Source organism: Ktedonobacter racemifer DSM 44963 (genome assembly GCF_000178855.1).
GTDB classification, from domain to species: domain Bacteria; phylum Chloroflexota; class Ktedonobacteria; order Ktedonobacterales; family Ktedonobacteraceae; genus Ktedonobacter; species Ktedonobacter racemifer.
Genome location: NZ_ADVG01000004.1, coordinates 602,154 through 619,803 on the forward strand (window position 1 = coordinate 602,154; position 17,650 = coordinate 619,803).

Consider the following 17,650-nt stretch of genomic DNA (forward strand, 5'->3'; position numbering starts at 1 on the left):
ATCGCTCTACCTGGCCTGCACTGCGCTCCAATCGGGCAACTTTAAGGCATTCCCATACGTGATAGAGAGAGAACATCTCAACCATATTACGTGCTTCTAGCTTAATTGCTTACTATCGTTAAATCACGTATTTGCTGCCCGAGAAGGAGATTTGTGCATGCTTCATAAGCAGAAACATGGTCATAGCCCCGCTGAACAGGAGTCGCCTCTGACTCCGCTGTATGGGCGTACCGCGCTCAATGCCTCCCTGCCACGATACGAGTTTCCCGAACGTGAGATGCTCCCCCAGACTGCCTATAATATGATCCACGATGAGCTGATTCTAGATGGCAATGCTCGCCTCAACCTGGCGACCTTTGTTACAACCTGGATGGAGGACGAGGCCCGGCAACTTATGGCGGATACCTTCGACAAGAATATGATCGATAAAGATGAGTACCCTCAGACCGCCGAGATCGAGTCGCGCTGCGTGAATATGCTGGCTCACCTCTGGCATGCGCCAGATGAGAACAGTGCGACAGGCTGCTCCACTGTCGGCTCCAGCGAGGCCTGTATGCTTGCTGGCATGGCGATGAAGTGGCAGTGGCGCAAGCGCAGGCAGGCCAGGGGCCTCCCCATAGATCGACCCAATCTCGTTATGGGCATCAATGTCCAGGTTTGCTGGGAGAAGTTTTGTCGCTACTGGGATGTCGAGCCACGCCTGGTGCCTATGGAGGGCGAACGCTATCATCTGACGGCGGAAGAGGCGGTCAAATACTGCGACGAGAACACCATCGGCGTGGTTGCAATCCTGGGCAGCACCTTCGATGGCAGTTATGAGCCTGTGCAGGAGATTGCCCAGGCACTCGATAGGCTACAAGAGAGCAAGGGCTGGGACATCCCCGTCCACGTTGATGCAGCCAGCGGGGGCTTTATCGCGCCCTTCATCCAGCCTGGCCTGGAGTGGGATTTCCGCGTGCCACGCGTGAAGTCTATCAATGCCTCGGGCCATAAATATGGCCTGGTCTACCCTGGTGTGGGCTGGGCCATCTGGCGCGACCGCAACGGGCTGCCAGAGGAGCTTATCTTCTCCGTTAACTACCTGGGCGGCTCCATGCCAACCTTTACGCTTAACTTCTCGCGCCCAGGGAGCCAGGTCATCGCGCAATACTATACCTTCCTGCGCCTGGGCCGCGAGGGCTACAGTCGGATCCAGCGCTCGTGCCAGGAGGTCGCGCTCCATCTCTCCAGCGAGATCGCTAAAATTGGCCCTTTTAAGCTCATCTCAGATGGCAGCGATCTACCAGTCTTCGCCTTCTCGATTCAGGATGCTTCGAATTTCTCCGTCTTCGATTTCTCGGATCGCTTGCGCCAGCGTGGCTGGCTCCTTCCAGCCTATACCTTTCCTAAAAACCGCGAGGATCTCTCGGTCTTACGCATCGTGGTTCGCGACGGCTTGAGCCACGACATGGCCGATCTGCTCATTCGTGATATGCGCCATGCCCTCGATTTCTTCGCCTCCCAGCCAGGCTACCGCGCCACCACCCATGGAGGCGGCTTTAGCCATGGCGTTTCGACCGAGGAGAAGAAGGAATCCCACACACAACCAGCCAGGGAGCAAGCAACCCACCAGCACCAGGAAAGGAGTCGTTAAGCATGAAGCGTGTATTGGCCCTACAACATGTGCGCGAGAATCCACCGGGACTGGTGGGCGAGGTTCTACAAGAGAATGGCATTGCCTGTAAGGTGGTCCACGTCGGAGAAGAAGCCCTTCCCGATCCCTCCGCCTACGATGCCCTGATCGCCTTTGGCGGGAAGCAGCATATCTATGACGAGATGCAGTATCCCTTTTCCTGGAGTGAGAATGCGCTCATCCGCGAGGCTGTGGAGCAGGACCTCCCCTTCCTGGGAATCTGTTATGGTAGTCAGCTTCTCGCGCATATCCTGGGAGGCGAGGTCAGCAAGATGCCCAAGGCGGAGATAGGCTTTCTCCATGTTGAATTTACACAGGAGGGAAAAGAAGATCCCCTTTATGCCAATCTGCAAGGTTTTCAACAGGGTTTTCAGTGGCATGAAGACCACTTCGAGCTGCCCGCCAATTGCGTCCTACTAGCCCATGATAAGCAAGGCATCAACCAGGCCTTTCGCTATCGTAAATGCGCCTATGGCCTCCAATATCATATCGAGCTCACGCGTGAAATGATGGTCTGCTGGCTGCATGAGCCTGAGCTAAAGCAGGAACTGGTCAAGCTCTATGGTCAGGAGACCTTCAACAAGATTGAGCACCAACGCAAATCGCTCTACAAGCGCTATTATCAAGACGCGCATACTGTTATTGAGAACTTCTTACACATCGTCCGATTACTTTAGATAGTATGATAGTGCATCCCATCCGTTGTAGGGTCCATGCTTGCATGGACTCCTCCCGCTCGCCGGGGTAAGTCTGTAAGGTCCAAGCTGGCTTGGACTTGTGATCAAAGTGCCCACCGTGGCTCTCAAGAAAGGGTAGAGCTATGTATGATCCTAATGCCCATGATGATAGCCATCATGGGGAACCTGAACTCACAAAAATAACCGAGCCGACACCAAGCTACCGGCCATCAGATCACTGGTCGCCTCAACAGGTATACCAGCCCTGGCAGGCTTATAATCAAGAGTACAAAGAGTACTACAACGCGCCTACCGTGGGAGTGCGTCCATCCCCACCACAACCCCACAATGACCGCGTTCTACGCTCCATACTCCTGACCCTGCTGTGCGCGACCGCCTTTGGGGCAATGCTCTTTGGGGCTGGCTGGACCTTTGGGCGCAACAGCGTCGGTACCGGAATCCCATCTGTACAGCCTATCGCGGTCACCTCTATGAGCGAGGCCCGTCTCAGGGTAGTCAGCCGCATTCAGCCCTCGATGGTGCAGATCAACTCACAGCAGGAGACCAGCAACTCTGTTGGTTCCGGCGTCATCGTCGATCAGCGCGGCTATATAGTCACCAACAATCACGTGGTCAACAACGCCCAGAACATCCGTGTCCAGCTTCCTAATGGGCACGAAACGACCGGTCAGTTGGTGGGAGCCAACGCCGATTATGACCTGGCGATCATCAAAGTCACTACGACCACGCCGCTTACGCCCGCGACCCTGGGTAACTCCTCAGGACTTCAGGTGGGGCAGGATGTGCTCGCCATCGGTAGTCCACTGGGCATCAGCAAAACTGTCACCAGCGGCATCATCAGCGCGGTTGGACGCACGATCTCCGAGGGGCATGGCGTCACCCTGCACAGCGCGATACAGACGGATGCTCCTATCAATCCAGGCAATAGCGGCGGCGCTCTGGTCGATATGCAGGGGAACCTGGTCGGCATCCCCACACTAACAGCCATCAATCCTGAGTTCAATACGCCTGCCAACGGCATGGGCTTCGCCATTCCCTCCAACAAGGTCAAAGAGGTAATGGACCAGTATATCCGCTAGCCTCGCGGCTTCAGCCTTTTATTACGGCTGTGTACATATGGAGAGACAGGTAAAAATTTATATGAGTGATGGGGTAGGATTGGCAGCAGATAGCCGCCAATCCTACCCCATCACTCATATAAATTTAGAAACGCCTTCAGGCGTTCCTTGCCCATGAGAACAGTCCAGGCCAGCCTGGACCCTACAACGTGTCGATGTACCAATGATAAGTATTGGCACGTTAGCTCGCACGCACGCCCTGCAAAACCACCTGGCGCTTGGCCGTCGATGTCTTGAGCTCAGAGAGGGCCATCTCGAACAGGCGGAACAAAGCCAGGAGATCCACATGCTGTTTCAGTATATAGAGGTGTCGCCTGGTTGCCGCCTCAGCCAGGGACTCATCAAAAATCTGGACACAGGAGAGGAGGGCCGGGACATCGGCTAGTTCCGACTGCGCATGTAAACGATCATAGAGTTCAATTCCATTCATATCGGAGAGAGCATAATTGAGTAAGAAGACATCAGGTTTCAGCTCTCTCGCCACATCCAATGCCACTTCGCCAGAAGAAATATAGATGAAGTGGTAGTGCTCGCCTCCCCACGTGACTTGCAGGCCAGACACCTCATTCGCAAAGGTGTGATGCCCCACCACCAGAATCTTCTTCATAAAAGTACGTCCTTTACTTTTTGTAATAGATAAAAACCAGGCTCTTCTTGAATGTCACAGGTGCAAAAATTCACCAAGCGGCGGCGCGGAAGCCCCGGCGTTCACGCCTGGGGAGGAAGCGCCGCCTCTCCCTGCGAATAGGCATAGCCGTCTTTTTGGTGTAACGGCGTACAATAGCGGGCGTGAATGCCCTCGACCATGCCGAACGGACGACCCGTGAGCTTGAAGTACCCATCGGTTTTGATGGCAACCCGCCCCACATACACCCCGACCTTCTTCCCTCTCGTGACACGGGCGCGGACCAGGTCTCCGGTGCGAAAGCCCTGCACCCGGCTCGGCCCCTTGGCTCGTCCGACCGGGAACCCCTGCTCATCGACGTTCACCATGCGCCTGGCCTGCCGACCCCTCGCCTCGATGAGAGAGGGGCGCACGTGCTGGATCCGCAAGCGTTCGGGCGTGGAGCGTCCGCAGCAGGCCGCATCGATCCAGTGCCTCTTGGGGAGATTCCGGCTCGTCCTGTTCCACTTGGTGAGCCCGCCAGAGCCGGTTTCCAGCGGCATCCCCAGCGTCTTGAGGTTCTCGTAGAGCGCCCACCTCGTACTGTTCACCGCGGCGGCGTCCCTCAGGGGCGCTTTGCGCTGTGCCTGCACCCGCGCAAGCACCTCCGGCCGATCGGCCAGGAACGCTTCGAGCGTTTGATCGGCTTTGCATTGGTTACATGTATGGCATGCGATCACCAGGTTGGCGATCCGGTCGCTGCCCCCTCGACTCTGGGGCACCACGTGATCGATCTCGAGCGGGACGCCGGTGGCCTGGCAGTAGGCGCACCGATGTTCCCATTTGGCCAGCAGGTACTGGCGCACTTCGGTCCCCCACAGGGTGCCGCGCTGGTAGTCTACCCCCTCGAGCGAAGGGGTTTGCAGCAGCGCCAGGTCAAAGCGCACCAGTTCCAGGGAGAGCGCGCCGACCGGACACCAGCGGGCAAGCCGCTTGGCCCAGCAGAGCAGATGCTGCACCCGGCTGAGCAACGAGGGGGCCAGCCAGCCTTTGGGGCGGCGGCGATTGGCAAAGCGGGCCGCGCGGTACCGGGTGTGGCGGCTGCGCCGGGAACGGCGGGCTGCCCGGCGCTTGGAGAGGGCTTCATGAACGGCCTGGCTGCGGTGCGTGAGTTCCGCCGCCCACACCACTTCCCCAGAACGCTCGTTGACCACCGCGATCCCGCTGGTCTGGGAGCCGGGGTCCAGTTTGACCCGCAGTGGCTCGACCACGGCTTCTGGCCTCGCCTCTTTCAGGATCAGGACCAGGGGGAAACGCCGCAGGATCGCGGCCTTGCGGCTCTTGAGCAGGAGACGTGCCCGCGCTGGGGTCGTGGGCATCAAGGGCCTGCGCTGCTGATCGACGATCAAAATGCGTGACATGTGCTCGCGTCCTTTCTTTCCCTTGCGGGACCCTCGGTAATGAGGGATCGCTGCCCGGTTGCCCGGACAGGTACAGTTTTCCTCGCCCCTGTGTGTCTGGCGGCCATCTTCCCGATACACTGGCTTTGGACACCCCATCAACCTGTTTAACATCGGGATTGAAGAGCATACGGCTGGAAAAGCCACCGAATGGTCCGAACGGAGGCACCTCCAGACAACGGCTCCGCGGTGCGAACACCACGGGGGCTGGTCAGCATCGGGGCTTGTCCCAGACCGCACGAGGCGGTTTCGGGCAAGCCCCCAGGTTCACCTGTGGGGTCGCTGACATCAAGAGCTGGCTGCTGTAAAAAGGTAGAATAATGCTCCTTTCTAATACGCATCAGGGAACAGAAGAGTATCACTTATATCTTTTTCCCTATACAGAAGAGCCTGTATCTTCTCAGGCCGGGTCAACGTGCTAGCTAACAGAAGCTATAAAATTTTGAGAGGAGCAGCCTACTTATGACGGAACCATATGCACGCCTGGAGAAATTCCTGAATGGAGTGCAATACCCTACCACGAAAGCCAACCTGGTGACCTACGCCAAACAATATGGGGTAGAGCAACAGATTAGCGATAAGCTTGTAGAGCTTCCCGAACGTAAGTTTGATACTCCGGCAGACGTGTTGCGTGACCTGGGGTTGGAGCGTGGTTCAGAGGCAGAGGTCCATACCGATCTTCACGTCCGCTCAACCAACTATAACGGCAACATTCCTCAGGGTGGTAAAGGGGAACAAGTCTAACCTTCCCTTCACTTCCTGAAAGGTAGCAGTTCACGACCTTGCATCAGCGAGGCGGGATAGAGAGAGAAAGAAGTCATATGGAACAACATCTTCCAGGTCAGCAGCCAACAAAGCGCGTCGCGATCCTGGTCGAGAGCGCTTTTGAAGACAGCGAATTTCTCATCCCGTACAATGCGCTCCAGCAGGCGGGCGCAGATGTTAAGATACTGGGCTCTCGTGGCCACGTCTCCTATGCAGGGAAGCAAGGTAGAATTTCGATTAACGCGGATGCCAGCACTGCCGAGGTACTGGCCAGGTCATTCGACGCCATCTGTATTCCAGGTGGCATGGCACCTGATACCATGCGCACCAATATGCGCACGGTCCACCTGGTACGCGACGCGTTGCACCAGGGGAAGTTGGTCGCCGCCATCTGTCATGGGCCACAGGTTTTGATCGAGGGAGATCTACTACGTGGCAAGAACGCGACCGGCTTTCGCGCGATTCGCAAAGATATACAAAACGCGGGAGCCACCTACATTGACGTGCCCCTGGTAGAGGATGGCAATCTACTTACCGCGCGTCGACCAGGTGATCTCCCCATTTTCGCGACGGCATTGTTACAACGCCTGGGTCTGGAGATAGAAGGCAAAAAGTTGTACGATATCAATAATGTAGAAGTTCCCTGGTGGCAGGTCGCCGAGTACTGGGGTGGCAACAGCAAAGGTCAGATCACCGAAGCCATTGAACACGCCTTCCAGGATGAGCAGTATGCGGCAGATATGTGCCTGCAACATGCGCAAAAAGTCGGTGACAAAGGGCTACAGACCATCTACCAGGATCTAGGGGATGAAGCCAGGCAACATATGCAGCTTCTGACCCGGCGCTTGCACGACCTGGGTGGCAATCTTCAACCTGTTAACCAGGATGGCGCCCGTGAGGCCAGGCAGGACTGGCACAACATACACGATAGCCAGGCCGTCCTGCTGCATGTGCTCAACCACCTACAAGCGCGAATCATTAGCGTTTACCAGATGAGTTCAACCCTGACCGATCCCATCACGGTCGCCATCCTTGACCATATGGAGATCTCACTCGCGAAATCTGAGCAAAACCTGGTCAATGCCCTGCAACAGCGCCTGCTGGGAGCAACCATAGAGAGCACCAAGAAGCAGGCAAGACAATAGTGCTATTGGCATACACGCCAATTGTACATTTTACGCTTGAAGTGCAGGTATACAGACCCCTGCACTTCAAGAAAGGATCAGCGCAATATGGAAGCTGTACTCTCCTATCTGCTTGTGATCGTCTTTTTTATTGTACTTGCCATACTGGTGGTGTTATTCGCCCGCTCTTCCCTGGCTACATCTCCTTCCCAGCCAGCCAAAGAAGAGCACCCGCAAGAAAAAGAAGAATATATTTAAGATACATGGAGGATACGGTGTGAAAAGGCAGTAGGCCCACACCATACCCTCACAGGAAACCTTTTCTCTGCTTGCTACGTGTTGTTTTAATACAACTCCTCTGCATACAAGAAGATAATCGAGGCAGATCATGCAAACGCTCCCAAATTGGAACGAGGACACCTGCTTCATCCCAATCAACGAAAATCTCACCCTGGCTGGTAATCTACGTGTTCCACCTGAGCCAGCGGGCATTGTTGTCTTTGTACACGGCAGTGGAAGTGGGCGCTTCAGTCCACGCAATCAATTTGTGGCACGCTGCCTGCATAATATTGGCATTGCGACCCTCCTCCTCGATCTACTTACCGAGCAAGAAGAGATCCTCGACCAGGTACACGGACACCTGCGCTTCAATATAGCCCTCCTGAGTGAGCGCGTGCTTGGTGCGACACAGTGGCTCTTCAAACAGCCCGAGGTGGCGCATCTCAAGCTCGGCTACTTTGGCGCGAGTACAGGGGCGGCTGCGGCCCTGGTCGCAGCCGCGCAGCAACCCCGCCTGATCGCTGCCGTGGTCTCACGTGGGGGTAGGCCAGACCTGGCTGGGGACATGTTAGAGCAGGTTCAGGCACCAACCCTGCTCATCGTCGGCTCGCGTGATGAAATCGTTATTCGTCTGAACGAGGAGGCCTACGCACACCTTCACGTCGAGAAACACCTCGAAATCGTCGCGGGCGCGACCCACCTGTTCGAAGAGCCTGGCACACTGGAACAAGTCGCTACTCTGGCTGGCCAATGGTTTACACGCCACCTCGCTTCTCAAGCAACAGGTACGACACACTAGCTATCCAGATAGGGGATTCGCCTCACGGTCCATTATCGGATATACTCGTCTCACAAAGAAGAATGTGTAGCAAGTAAGCCACTACACTAAAGGAGGCAACTTAGAGGAGAGGTACGCATGAGCTACATTTATCGTGATCGCAACGACGCCGGGAGGCAGCTAGCCACGCTACTGACAGCTTACGCCAATCAGCCCCAGACCCTGGTCCTGGCTCTTCCTCGTGGTGGAGTGCCAGTGGCCTATGAAATAGCGCACCAGCTCCAGTTACCGCTCGATGTCTTCCTGGTCCGCAAACTCGGCGTTCCTGGACAGGAAGAGTTGGCCATGGGAGCCATAGCCAGCGGTGGTATTCGTGTCCTGAATGAGGATGTCGTCGAACACTTACATATACCTGGGCTAGTCATTGAGGAGGCGACCAGGCGCGAGCAGCGAGAACTTGAGCGACGCGAACGCCTCTATCGCGCCAACGCACCACCACCCATATTTGCAGACAGAACCATTCTTCTGGTGGATGATGGCCTGGCGACAGGCGCCAGCATGCGTGCAGCCATTCAAGCTATCAAGCATCAGCACGCAGCTCACCTGGCAGTGGCTGTACCAGTCGCGGCTATGCCCACCTGCTTCTTGCTGCAAAGCGAGGTTGATCGCCTCGTCTGTGCTCAGACACCCGAGCCATTCTACGGCGTTGGCTACTGGTACCAGGACTTCGCCCAGACCTCCGATGAGCAAGTACGGGAACTGCTCGCGCTTAATCGCCAGGAACTCCGTGAGCATGCAACCTGAAATGCGTTCAGAGGCGCTCTTCCTCCTAGCTGAGTCAACGAAGGTTCGCGGCTAATCGTGTTTCTGCTAGCAAGCAGACACTATTGGATGACATGCCGCTTTTGCAGAGCTATGTCGCCTGTCGTGTCTTCCTTTGCCATGCACAGGATACAACGATAGAACGAACGAAAGAAAGAGGAGTACGCATGCAAGAGAATCAGGCAACCAATACCGACAACGTGCAGTACGACTTGATTAGCTGTCTGTATCACTCGCTACAGTCTGCACAGACCTGCGAAGCCTACGCCAAGGACGCACAACAGAGCGGGAACCAGAACCTGACCCAATTCTTTAGGGACGTTCAGCAAGACTGTAACAAGCAGGCGCAACGCGCCCGAGAGCTCTTGGACCAGATGCGCCCCTCCAGGTAGGGAGATTTGTCGTCAGTGAAATAGTGCGCCCTGGCAGCCGGGGGCTGCCAGGGCGAGCGCCGCAGGCGCGAGAGATCAGGCAACAATACATCCTGTTATGTGCATATATTTGCCCTGGCAAGCCGGTAGAATGGTAGCAACAGCAAAAAACTCTGCACAAAAAACTCTCAAATCTACATATTCAGCAAAGGGCAAGCGCATGAGCGGCAGCAATCATTCAGATGAAACACCTGATCACGAACAGCCTACAGAACCTACGCGTCCAGCGAGCTATGGGCAGCCTGTTCCAGAACATCACGACCGCAGACGCAACTGGCCGTTCTTCGCGGGCGTCCTGGCAGGCGTCTTCCTTGTCTGTGTTCTCGCGGCACTCCTGCTAAGTCAGAGGCCACTGGGCGTCCTCAATCCAGCTAATCCCACGAATCCCCAGGCCACGCCCCCCCAGCAGGGCGCCAATATCCAGATCGATCAGATACGCAGAAAGGTCGCGGACAACGTCAAGCCCACGATTGTTCAGATTAATGTGAAGACCAGTAGCGGTGGCTCGCTTGGCTCTGGCATCATCATCGATAAGCGCGGGTATGTCGTGACGAACAATCACGTCGTCGCGAATGGGCAGAACGTTGAGGTGCAGCTCGCCAGCGGAGAACACCTTCCAGCACAAATTAGAGGCACAGATCCCACCGATGACCTGGCCGTGCTCCAGATCAAGCCCACCCGCAATATGCCGGTCGCGACCCTCGGAGACTCCTCAAAGGTCTACGTTGGCGAAACCGTCATGGCTATCGGTAATCCCCTCGGCATCACCCAGACTGTCACCAGCGGCATCGTCAGCGCCCTCAACCGCATCGTCTCCGAGGGCAGTGGCGGCGCCGTTCTCCCCGATACGATCCAAACTGACGCGGCAATCAATCCAGGCAATAGCGGCGGCGCCCTGGTCGATCTAAATGGTAACGTGGTTGGCGTGCCCACGCTAGCGGCAATTGATCCCGAGTTTAAGACCCCCGCCTCCGGCGTTGGCTTTGCTATTCCTGCCAATCGCGTCAAGTTTATCGTGCCGCAGATCATCAAAGACGGGCGCGTCACCAACTCCGGGCGCGCAGCCCTGGGCATTACAGCCCTCCCGCTTACTCCCTTTATCGCGCAACAACGCAACCTCTCTGTCACAAAGGGTCTACTGGTTGCAGGGGTGCAAGCAGGTGGGGCTGCCGACCAAGCAGGCATTCAAACAGGGGATGTCATCACTCAGATCGATAACGTCTCCGTCGAGCAAAATGAAGATGTTAGCCGCTATCTGCTGACCAAAAAACCCGGCGACAAAGTGACGGTAAGATACGTCCGAGACAATAACCGGGCAACGGCTCTCGTCACTCTGGGCGAGCTACAAATCCCTACTACCTGAGATACTGAAAGCCTCCAGAGTAGCCGCGTACGCCAGTAGCGGGTCCACCGCCCGTTACTGGCGTACGCGGCTACTTGGGTCTAGAGCTGCGGATGGGTTGCCTTGTTTTCCTCGATTTTGGACACACTTGCCTCTGGTTCCAGGTTGACGACAATTGGCTCCTGCCCGGTGCGGATAATCACCCAGCGCGAGGATGTATCTGGAGAGGGATTGATCTCCTGGTGCGGCACAAAAGGCGGGATATAGATGAAATCGCCCGGCTCGACCTCCTCGCTGTACTGCATTCCCTCGCCCCAGCGCACCTGGCTATGCCCCGAGACCACGTAGATAACCGTCTCCAACTCGCCATGATGGTGTACACCGCTGGCGACCTGAGGCTGCACGACCGTAATACCAGCCCAGATCCCCTGCGATCCCGCAAGCTCACGCGAGACGGCCGCGATCCGCTCCATCCCCGGTGTCTGCGGCGTATTTGCGTCAAACTGCGATGGTTTAATCACGCGCACCGATGCCTGCTGCTCCGGCCCTGGCTGAACGCCTTCCTGTCCGCTCATGTCTCCTCCTTATTAAGACTCTTTTGAGCTTATTGTACATTACAGCAAGGTCTATAGCAGGCTGAAAGCTCCTGGCTACTGCTTATAGATGTGAATCGCGCCGCTTCCTGTGCTGATCGAGATGAGTGCCTGGGGACTCGTGCCGATGCTGTCAGTATTGAAGTCGTTTTGAATATTACGACCCGAACTGGTATGAGTGGTAAGCAGAAGTGCGGAATCAGAAGGTAAGCGCAGGTCAATGCTCCCGCTTCCACTCTCTAACTTATAGTTCCCGCTGGCCACGAACCTCCCATTAAACTGGATATCACCACTTCCTGTGTGCAAAACGCTAGCTCCCTGTAGCCGCACATTCTGGAGTGTAACATCACCACTACCCGTCTCGGCTCTGATCTGCCCATTGACATCCTCGACTATAATCGGGCCAGATGCATCATATATATCGAGATCGCTTGCGCTGGGAACGGTAATATCGAGGTCAATGCTGGCTGAATCGAAGAGGAATGAAGCACTGCTCCCTTCGACCTGCACTGTGCTCGTATTGCCATTCTGAGCATAATCGACCTGCAAGTTATCGAGAAAAGCACCAGGATTGGGCGTGTGCTTCGTCGCTGCCACGACAACGGCGTTAGTTGCTCCTTGATGGATATGAACATAGCCATGTGTGTTCTTGACATGCAGGCTACTTCTTCCCGTGAGTGTGAATGTATGTGCAGGCAAAGGGCTGCTGATGCTTGTTGCGGATAATTGCCTGTTAATCAGCCCACCCACGGCAAGCAAGAAGACCAGCAAGACCAGTACCCCCAGATACCTTGGACGACGTCTACGTAAACGTTGCGGTTGACGCTGAGGATTTTGTTGCTGGCCTGCATAGCCATACGGATCTATTTTCTCCTCGCGATGGTCAGTATTAAACGCACGAGGCTCAACATTGCTATTTCGTATATCATAAAATTGTTGCTCAGGCTGCATGTTTCTTCTCCTTGAATGGATAATATTGTATGTAAGTGCGCTACTTTCTCTATATCAGCGATTATGTGCTAAAAGTATAGCGAGCTAGAGCGGATTCACGTGAGTGTAAGACGGACTATTTTTTCAGTGAGGAGGACTATCTATAAATCAGGCTGGCGGAGAAGTCCTTAGCCGATAGATCTAGATCGACTGGCTAGCCAATAATAGGCCATTTGCCTATTGCGCTGTATCCTGTTTTCCACTATCCTTCTCGGTGAGGAATACCCTATTTTGTCGATAAAGATGGGAGTTACAGGGGCTGATGCAAACAGAAGGATTACAGCAAGCTAGCAAGCGTGTAAAGAGAGGACTTAGGCATTCCTGGCGGGGATGGCTCCTGCCCATTCGCCCTTACACCTGGAGCGCATCTTTTCTCTACCTCATTGAACTCATCTTTGGCCTGTTCTGGCTGGTAGCGATATCTGCCTGGTGGCTTCTACCCGTCTTTGTCGCCGCGATCCTGGCACTCTTCTTTATAGATCGTGTTGAATACCAGCGCTATGGAGAAAAGACACTGGAGCGCGTTGCGATCCTCCTGTTGGCGCTCCGCTTTCTATGCGTAGAATTGGCGATCCTGATTGCCCCCAGTTTGACTCCCATGTTATATCTGCTCTTCCCATTTCGCACAATGCTTTATTTTGGCCGCAAGGCCGCCTATGGTATGACTGCGCTGATCGTCATCGCCTATTTCGCTTTCTTCTGGCTTGATCCGCGCTCAAATCACGATAGCATAAGCGTTATCTTTGCCTTTATCTTCTGCGTCGCCTGAATCTGGAGCGTCTCGATGACCCACACAATTTCGCTTGAGCGAGAGAGCCAACAACGCGAGCATATGCGTCGGTTACACACAGAAGAATTGTTGGAGGAGATCACGCGCTCCCACCAACAGTTACACATCTATGCTGAACAGGTAGCCACACTGGCTGCCGCCGAAGAGCGAAACCGGGTCGCGCGCGACATCCACGATGGCCTGGGACACGCGCTCACCGCCATCCATCTCCAGTTGGAGAAAGCGCTGGTATACTACGACACTTCTCCACAAGAGGCCAGACAAGCAGTTCAAGACGCCAGGGATGTTGCAAAAACGGCATTGCAGGATGTACGCCGCTCCGTGCGTACCTTGCGCACAGAAGAGCCTCCGTTTTCCTGTATGCGCGAAGTCACCTTGCTGGCTGAACAATTACGCAAAAATGGACTGGTAGTTGACTTTGTCTGCGAAGGAGATGAAGAGGCTTTCCCCAAACAAACGCTGACAACGCTATACCGCGTGGCTCAGGAGGGGTGCACCAATATCCAGCGCCACGCTCAAGCCAGCCATGTACATATCCATCTCGATTTCGGTGCTCAAGAGGCACACCTATGCCTGGACGATGATGGCATTGGGTTTAATACCTCTTCCATACTGAAGCAAGATTCAGGTCATATGAAAAGCTATGGTTTGCAGGGAATGCTGGAACGCCTTTCACTGGTCAACGGCAGTTTGCGTCTTGATAGTTCTCCAGGGCAGGGAACGCAACTGCTAGCGCTTGTGCCTAGTGCTACGTTCGTCAAATACGATGAAAACAAAAACAGGGCTAAATTCTCGTTGATTGGCATCCCAGGCTCGCTTGTTTTGTTATCACATTTAAGGAACATAGCACTAGGCAGGTAACGAGAAACCTTAGTGGCGAAAAGCCCCTTGTCTCAAAAGAAATATAGATAAAGATGAAAATAGAACAAATTAGAAGGAATGTTGAGTATATGACCATTGGAGAGTCAGAAAAGAGGGAACGGGACGCTATCCGCGTGCTCGTGGTCGATGACCAGCAACTTGTACGCGACGGAATTGTCTCCCTGTTACGTGTCCAGGCCGGGCTGACAATAGTAGGGGCCGCAGGGAATGGGCAGGAAGCGCTGGATCAAGCTCTCACACTGCGTCCTGACGTTATCTTAATGGATGTGCGTATGCCCGTCATAGATGGCGTGACAGCCACCGCCCAGATACTCAAGCAACTGCCCGACTGCTGCATCCTTATGCTAACCACCTTTGATGATGACGCCTATGTCAGAGACGCCTTACGTACGGGTGCGCGTGGCTATTTGCTCAAAGATATGCCCGTTGCCGACCTGGCAAAGGCCATCTTCGCGGCCTCCAGAGGCGTCTACCAGCTTGACGCGGCAGTGATTGAGCGTATCGTCGCGCCTGTTGGCGCGACGATAAAGCCTACCACAGAGCAACCACTTGCTCCATCCCCAACACGAACAGGCAGCGTTACTGAAGCGCGACTAACCAGGCGCGAGCAGGAGATTCTGCGCCTGGTCGCCACGGGTGCGACGAATCGTGAAGTAGCTGAGCGCCTGGTCATCAGCGAGGGAACCGTCAAGAATCACCTGGCAAACCTGTTTAGCCGTCTTGGGCTGCGCGACCGAACCCAGGCAGTGCTTTATACACGCGAGCAGGGGCTGCTATAGTTGCTCTCTCACAACACCTATAGCCTCTTATACATCACTCAAATAGCAAAACACATTTACGCCCTTTAAACTCACTAATATGTAGTGAGAGTTCGCCTATAATGGAATTGCCAGCACCTGCCTGCTGAGTATAAGCTGGAACGGAGGTGGAGAACGTAGAACGTACAATGCAGATGCCCTTTAAAGGGGAGTCTGCGCGAGTACGAAAAGGAGGACTGACTCTGTGATCCAACATCTCACGCGTAAAGTATGCCTCTTTGCGCTGTCTCTCGCTCTACTCCTGACAAGCGGACAAACGTTAAGCGTCTCCGCGCATACTCATAACCAGTCGAGCAAGTTACCTATACAGCTCAATGCAAAGGCCAGCCTGAGCCACGATCCACGCGGGATGGCCTACCTCACCGCACGTAGCAACGGGCTGCATGTAATCGTCTCGCTGAACGGACTCGCGCCCAATAGTGTGCACCCGGCCCATATCCATAGCGGCACCTGCGAACAGAGCCAGGAGAACACCATCCTCTATTCGCTCCCCAACATCACTGCCGACAAACACGGCCTGGCCTACCTGGATACTACCATCAGCGGCTTTAGCATACCCACAACCGCCTTAGCACTCAACGTCCATAATGGACCAACTCTCGGGAGCGCGACGCAGAAAGTAACTATTACCTGTGGCGACATTAAGTTCGCCAAGACACGCGCCGATGTCACAATGGGTCCAACCAACGATCCCAACGAGGCCGTCAGTGGATCTGCCACCCTGGCGCTGAAAGACCGCGTCCTTACCGTAACGTTATCGCTCCAGGGCCTTGCCCCCGGCAGCACCCATGCCGCGCACATCCACTCTGGTAGCTGCTACCGCTCTGGCCCGGTCGTCCACCCCTTCCCTGTTGTGACCGCCAGCGCCCAGGGCACCGCCCAGGTCACGGCCAGCTTTAACAACGTCGACACCATCCCCGCCTATGGCTGGTACATCCACGTCCACGACTCAGCAGACATCTCAACGCAGACCGGGTATAACCCCATCTCCTGCGGCAATATCGTACGAGGATAAAGAGCGATGAGAGGCGCAGGCCGATGCCTGCACCTCTCATCTTATTTTTGTGATGTGCCCTGGCAACCGCAAGTTACCAGAGCAAATTACATCTCCTACCAATGTATGGTATTATATGCGCTGTACGCTTGCTTGCATAGAAATAAGTATAAACGTTCTCAAGGAGATTCTCTGTGTTTAACGTTTGTCCGCAGTGTGGCGAATATTCGGTTGAGAAAACAGTTGATCCCTCTGGACCCCACGCTTTCTGTCCATTTTGCCACTATGCCCATCCATTTCTCCAGCAACCGTTGTTCATCATCACAGGTCCCAGCGGCGCGGGAAAAACGACAGTTTGCCTGGAACTAGTTTCACGCCTGCACGAGTGTGTTGTCCTGGAATCAGACATTCTCTGGGGCCATAATCTTGAGAGCTATCACGAGATATGGTTGCGGATCGCGAAGAATATTGGCCAGGCTGGTCGTCCTGTCGTCCTCTGTGGAACCACGCTCCCTGAGCATTTGGAAACGCAGCCTGAACGCCGCTACTTTTCGACGATACACTATCTCGCGATGATTTGTGATGACGCCTTGTTGGAAGAGCGCCTGAAGCTTCGGCCCGCGTGGCGTAATTCAAGCTCGAACGATGTTGTTGAGCGAATGGTACAATTTAACCATTGGCTCAAAGAGCACGCGAGTACGACCAATCCACCAATGACCCTCTATGATAATAGCCACCAACAACTTCAAGAGACAAGCGAAGAGATCGCTCAGTGGATACGTCAACGGCTCTAGCAAAATGAGCAACTGGACTCAGGGATAAAATCTCTAAAAACCAGCCTTCCATGCTAGAAGGCTGGTTTTTAGAGAGAGGAAATTTACCAGGCAGGTGCCCAGATACCAAATTCGTTGTTATCGAGGTCAGCGAATTGAGCCCATTTGCCCCAGGGTTGAGTGGTAAGTTCCTGAGTAAGAGTAACCCCACGAGCCTTGAGAGTGGCGCAAGTTTCTTCTATATTGTCGGTATGCAGGACGAAACCAGTCATGCCTGTTGCATTGCCGCCACTCTGGCCGCGCAGGCCAAGCATGATATGGGTCTGTGTACCGGGAAGGGCAATTTCAAGCCAGCGCTCAGTTTCGCTCATCGGCTGGTCATCTACCTTTTCAAAGCCGAGCTTGTGAACATAAAAATCAAGGGCTTTGTCTTGATCGCTGACACCTATAGTGATAGTTCCGATTTTCGTGAACATGTTTCCTCTATCCTTTTACTGCTGGTTGTCAGTAGCCGTTTATAGGGGCGTGGCAAGAAAACCACGAGGTCTTCAGCCTCGTGGATGAATCGCCGGACTGCCCCCTGTTCTTTTGAACAAAAGACGATCCATTGACTCAAAAAGCTCTGCCCGAAGGCAGGTGGCGCGTATCCCTTCGCTGTGACCACGAAGGGAATCCGGCTTCATCTCGACAAGGTTCAAAAGGCTTTTTACGCCGAGA

At 54.7% G+C, this 17,650-nt stretch carries 20 protein-coding genes; 15 read left to right on the forward strand and 5 right to left on the reverse strand.

What is annotated here, in order from left to right; translation table 11 throughout:
* Window positions 1–157: 157 nt before the first annotated feature.
* The 3 genes from gad (at window position 158) to KRAC_RS44330 (ending at window position 3,449) form a co-directional block, all read left to right on the forward strand.
* Window positions 158–1,633 carry a glutamate decarboxylase gene (gene gad, locus KRAC_RS44320; RefSeq protein WP_007918559.1) on the forward strand — a complete coding sequence of 492 codons (1,476 nt, stop codon included), beginning with the start codon at window positions 158–160 and terminating at the stop codon, window positions 1,631–1,633.
* Between the two features lie 2 nt (window positions 1,634–1,635).
* Complete coding sequence (locus KRAC_RS44325) at window positions 1,636–2,349, forward strand: type 1 glutamine amidotransferase (RefSeq protein WP_007918560.1); 714 nt, start codon at window positions 1,636–1,638, stop codon at window positions 2,347–2,349.
* A 143-nt stretch (window positions 2,350–2,492) separates the two neighbouring features.
* Window positions 2,493–3,449 (forward strand): S1C family serine protease, encoded by a 957-nt coding sequence (locus KRAC_RS44330; RefSeq protein WP_007918561.1) that lies wholly within the window; start codon window positions 2,493–2,495, stop codon window positions 3,447–3,449.
* A gap of 220 nt (window positions 3,450–3,669) precedes the next feature.
* Here the strand turns inward: KRAC_RS44330 and KRAC_RS44335 are convergent, their stop codons facing one another.
* The gene (locus tag KRAC_RS44335; RefSeq protein WP_007918562.1) at window positions 3,670–4,095 is read right to left on the reverse strand and encodes a PleD family two-component system response regulator; all 426 of its coding nucleotides are present in this window, start codon (window positions 4,093–4,095) and stop codon (window positions 3,670–3,672) included.
* A 101-nt stretch (window positions 4,096–4,196) separates the two neighbouring features.
* Window positions 4,197–5,513, reverse strand: coding sequence for an RNA-guided endonuclease IscB (gene iscB, locus KRAC_RS44340; RefSeq protein WP_007918568.1), 1,317 nt, complete (start codon window positions 5,511–5,513; stop codon window positions 4,197–4,199).
* Window positions 5,514–6,014: 501 nt separating this feature from the next.
* Here iscB and KRAC_RS44345 point away from each other — a divergent pair.
* From KRAC_RS44345 to KRAC_RS44370, 7 genes are all read left to right on the forward strand, one after another.
* Window positions 6,015–6,296, forward strand: a complete 282-nt coding sequence (locus KRAC_RS44345) for a DUF2795 domain-containing protein (protein WP_007918570.1) — start codon at window positions 6,015–6,017, stop codon at window positions 6,294–6,296.
* A 77-nt stretch (window positions 6,297–6,373) separates the two neighbouring features.
* On the forward strand, window positions 6,374–7,462 hold the full coding sequence (locus tag KRAC_RS44350; protein WP_007918572.1) for a DJ-1/PfpI/YhbO family deglycase/protease: 1,089 nt from the start codon (window positions 6,374–6,376) through the stop codon (window positions 7,460–7,462).
* Between the two features lie 87 nt (window positions 7,463–7,549).
* The gene (locus KRAC_RS72760) at window positions 7,550–7,699 is read left to right on the forward strand and encodes a hypothetical protein (RefSeq protein ID WP_007918574.1); all 150 of its coding nucleotides are present in this window, start codon (window positions 7,550–7,552) and stop codon (window positions 7,697–7,699) included.
* Between the two features lie 130 nt (window positions 7,700–7,829).
* The gene (locus KRAC_RS44355) at window positions 7,830–8,519 is read left to right on the forward strand and encodes a dienelactone hydrolase family protein (protein ID WP_007918575.1); all 690 of its coding nucleotides are present in this window, start codon (window positions 7,830–7,832) and stop codon (window positions 8,517–8,519) included.
* A 117-nt stretch (window positions 8,520–8,636) separates the two neighbouring features.
* Window positions 8,637–9,302, forward strand: a complete 666-nt coding sequence (locus tag KRAC_RS44360) for a phosphoribosyltransferase (protein WP_007918576.1) — start codon at window positions 8,637–8,639, stop codon at window positions 9,300–9,302.
* A gap of 185 nt (window positions 9,303–9,487) precedes the next feature.
* Window positions 9,488–9,712, forward strand: coding sequence for a hypothetical protein (locus KRAC_RS44365; RefSeq protein WP_007918577.1), 225 nt, complete (start codon window positions 9,488–9,490; stop codon window positions 9,710–9,712).
* 199 nt (window positions 9,713–9,911) lie between these two features.
* Window positions 9,912–11,114 carry a S1C family serine protease gene (locus KRAC_RS44370; RefSeq protein WP_007918578.1) on the forward strand — a complete coding sequence of 401 codons (1,203 nt, stop codon included), beginning with the start codon at window positions 9,912–9,914 and terminating at the stop codon, window positions 11,112–11,114.
* Window positions 11,115–11,194: 80 nt separating this feature from the next.
* On the opposite strand, the gene KRAC_RS44375 is transcribed toward KRAC_RS44370, so the two are convergent.
* Together KRAC_RS44375 and KRAC_RS44380 are read right to left on the reverse strand one after the other, a co-directional pair.
* Window positions 11,195–11,668, reverse strand: coding sequence for a cupin domain-containing protein (locus KRAC_RS44375; protein WP_007918579.1), 474 nt, complete (start codon window positions 11,666–11,668; stop codon window positions 11,195–11,197).
* 75 nt (window positions 11,669–11,743) lie between these two features.
* Window positions 11,744–12,637 carry a DUF4097 family beta strand repeat-containing protein gene (locus KRAC_RS44380; RefSeq protein ID WP_007918580.1) on the reverse strand — a complete coding sequence of 298 codons (894 nt, stop codon included), beginning with the start codon at window positions 12,635–12,637 and terminating at the stop codon, window positions 11,744–11,746.
* 301 nt (window positions 12,638–12,938) lie between these two features.
* Here KRAC_RS44380 and KRAC_RS44385 point away from each other — a divergent pair, with 301 nt between their 5' ends.
* From KRAC_RS44385 to KRAC_RS44405, 5 genes are all read left to right on the forward strand, one after another.
* On the forward strand, window positions 12,939–13,445 hold the full coding sequence (locus KRAC_RS44385; RefSeq protein ID WP_007918581.1) for a hypothetical protein: 507 nt from the start codon (window positions 12,939–12,941) through the stop codon (window positions 13,443–13,445).
* A 15-nt stretch (window positions 13,446–13,460) separates the two neighbouring features.
* Entirely contained in the window at window positions 13,461–14,327 is an 867-nt protein-coding gene (locus KRAC_RS44390; RefSeq protein ID WP_007918582.1) for a sensor histidine kinase, read from the forward strand.
* Between the two features lie 89 nt (window positions 14,328–14,416).
* Entirely contained in the window at window positions 14,417–15,127 is a 711-nt protein-coding gene (locus tag KRAC_RS44395; RefSeq protein ID WP_007918583.1) for a response regulator, read from the forward strand.
* Window positions 15,128–15,350: 223 nt separating this feature from the next.
* Window positions 15,351–16,181: a CHRD domain-containing protein gene (locus tag KRAC_RS44400; RefSeq protein ID WP_007918584.1), complete on the forward strand. Its 831-nt coding sequence runs from the start codon at window positions 15,351–15,353 to the stop codon at window positions 16,179–16,181.
* A gap of 173 nt (window positions 16,182–16,354) precedes the next feature.
* Window positions 16,355–16,954, forward strand: coding sequence for a P-loop nucleotide/nucleoside kinase family protein (locus KRAC_RS44405; protein WP_007918585.1), 600 nt, complete (start codon window positions 16,355–16,357; stop codon window positions 16,952–16,954).
* Between the two features lie 83 nt (window positions 16,955–17,037).
* On the opposite strand, the gene KRAC_RS44410 is transcribed toward KRAC_RS44405, so the two are convergent.
* Window positions 17,038–17,409: a VOC family protein gene (locus tag KRAC_RS44410; RefSeq protein ID WP_007918587.1), complete on the reverse strand. Its 372-nt coding sequence runs from the start codon at window positions 17,407–17,409 to the stop codon at window positions 17,038–17,040.
* Between the last annotated feature and the right edge of the window lie 241 nt (window positions 17,410–17,650).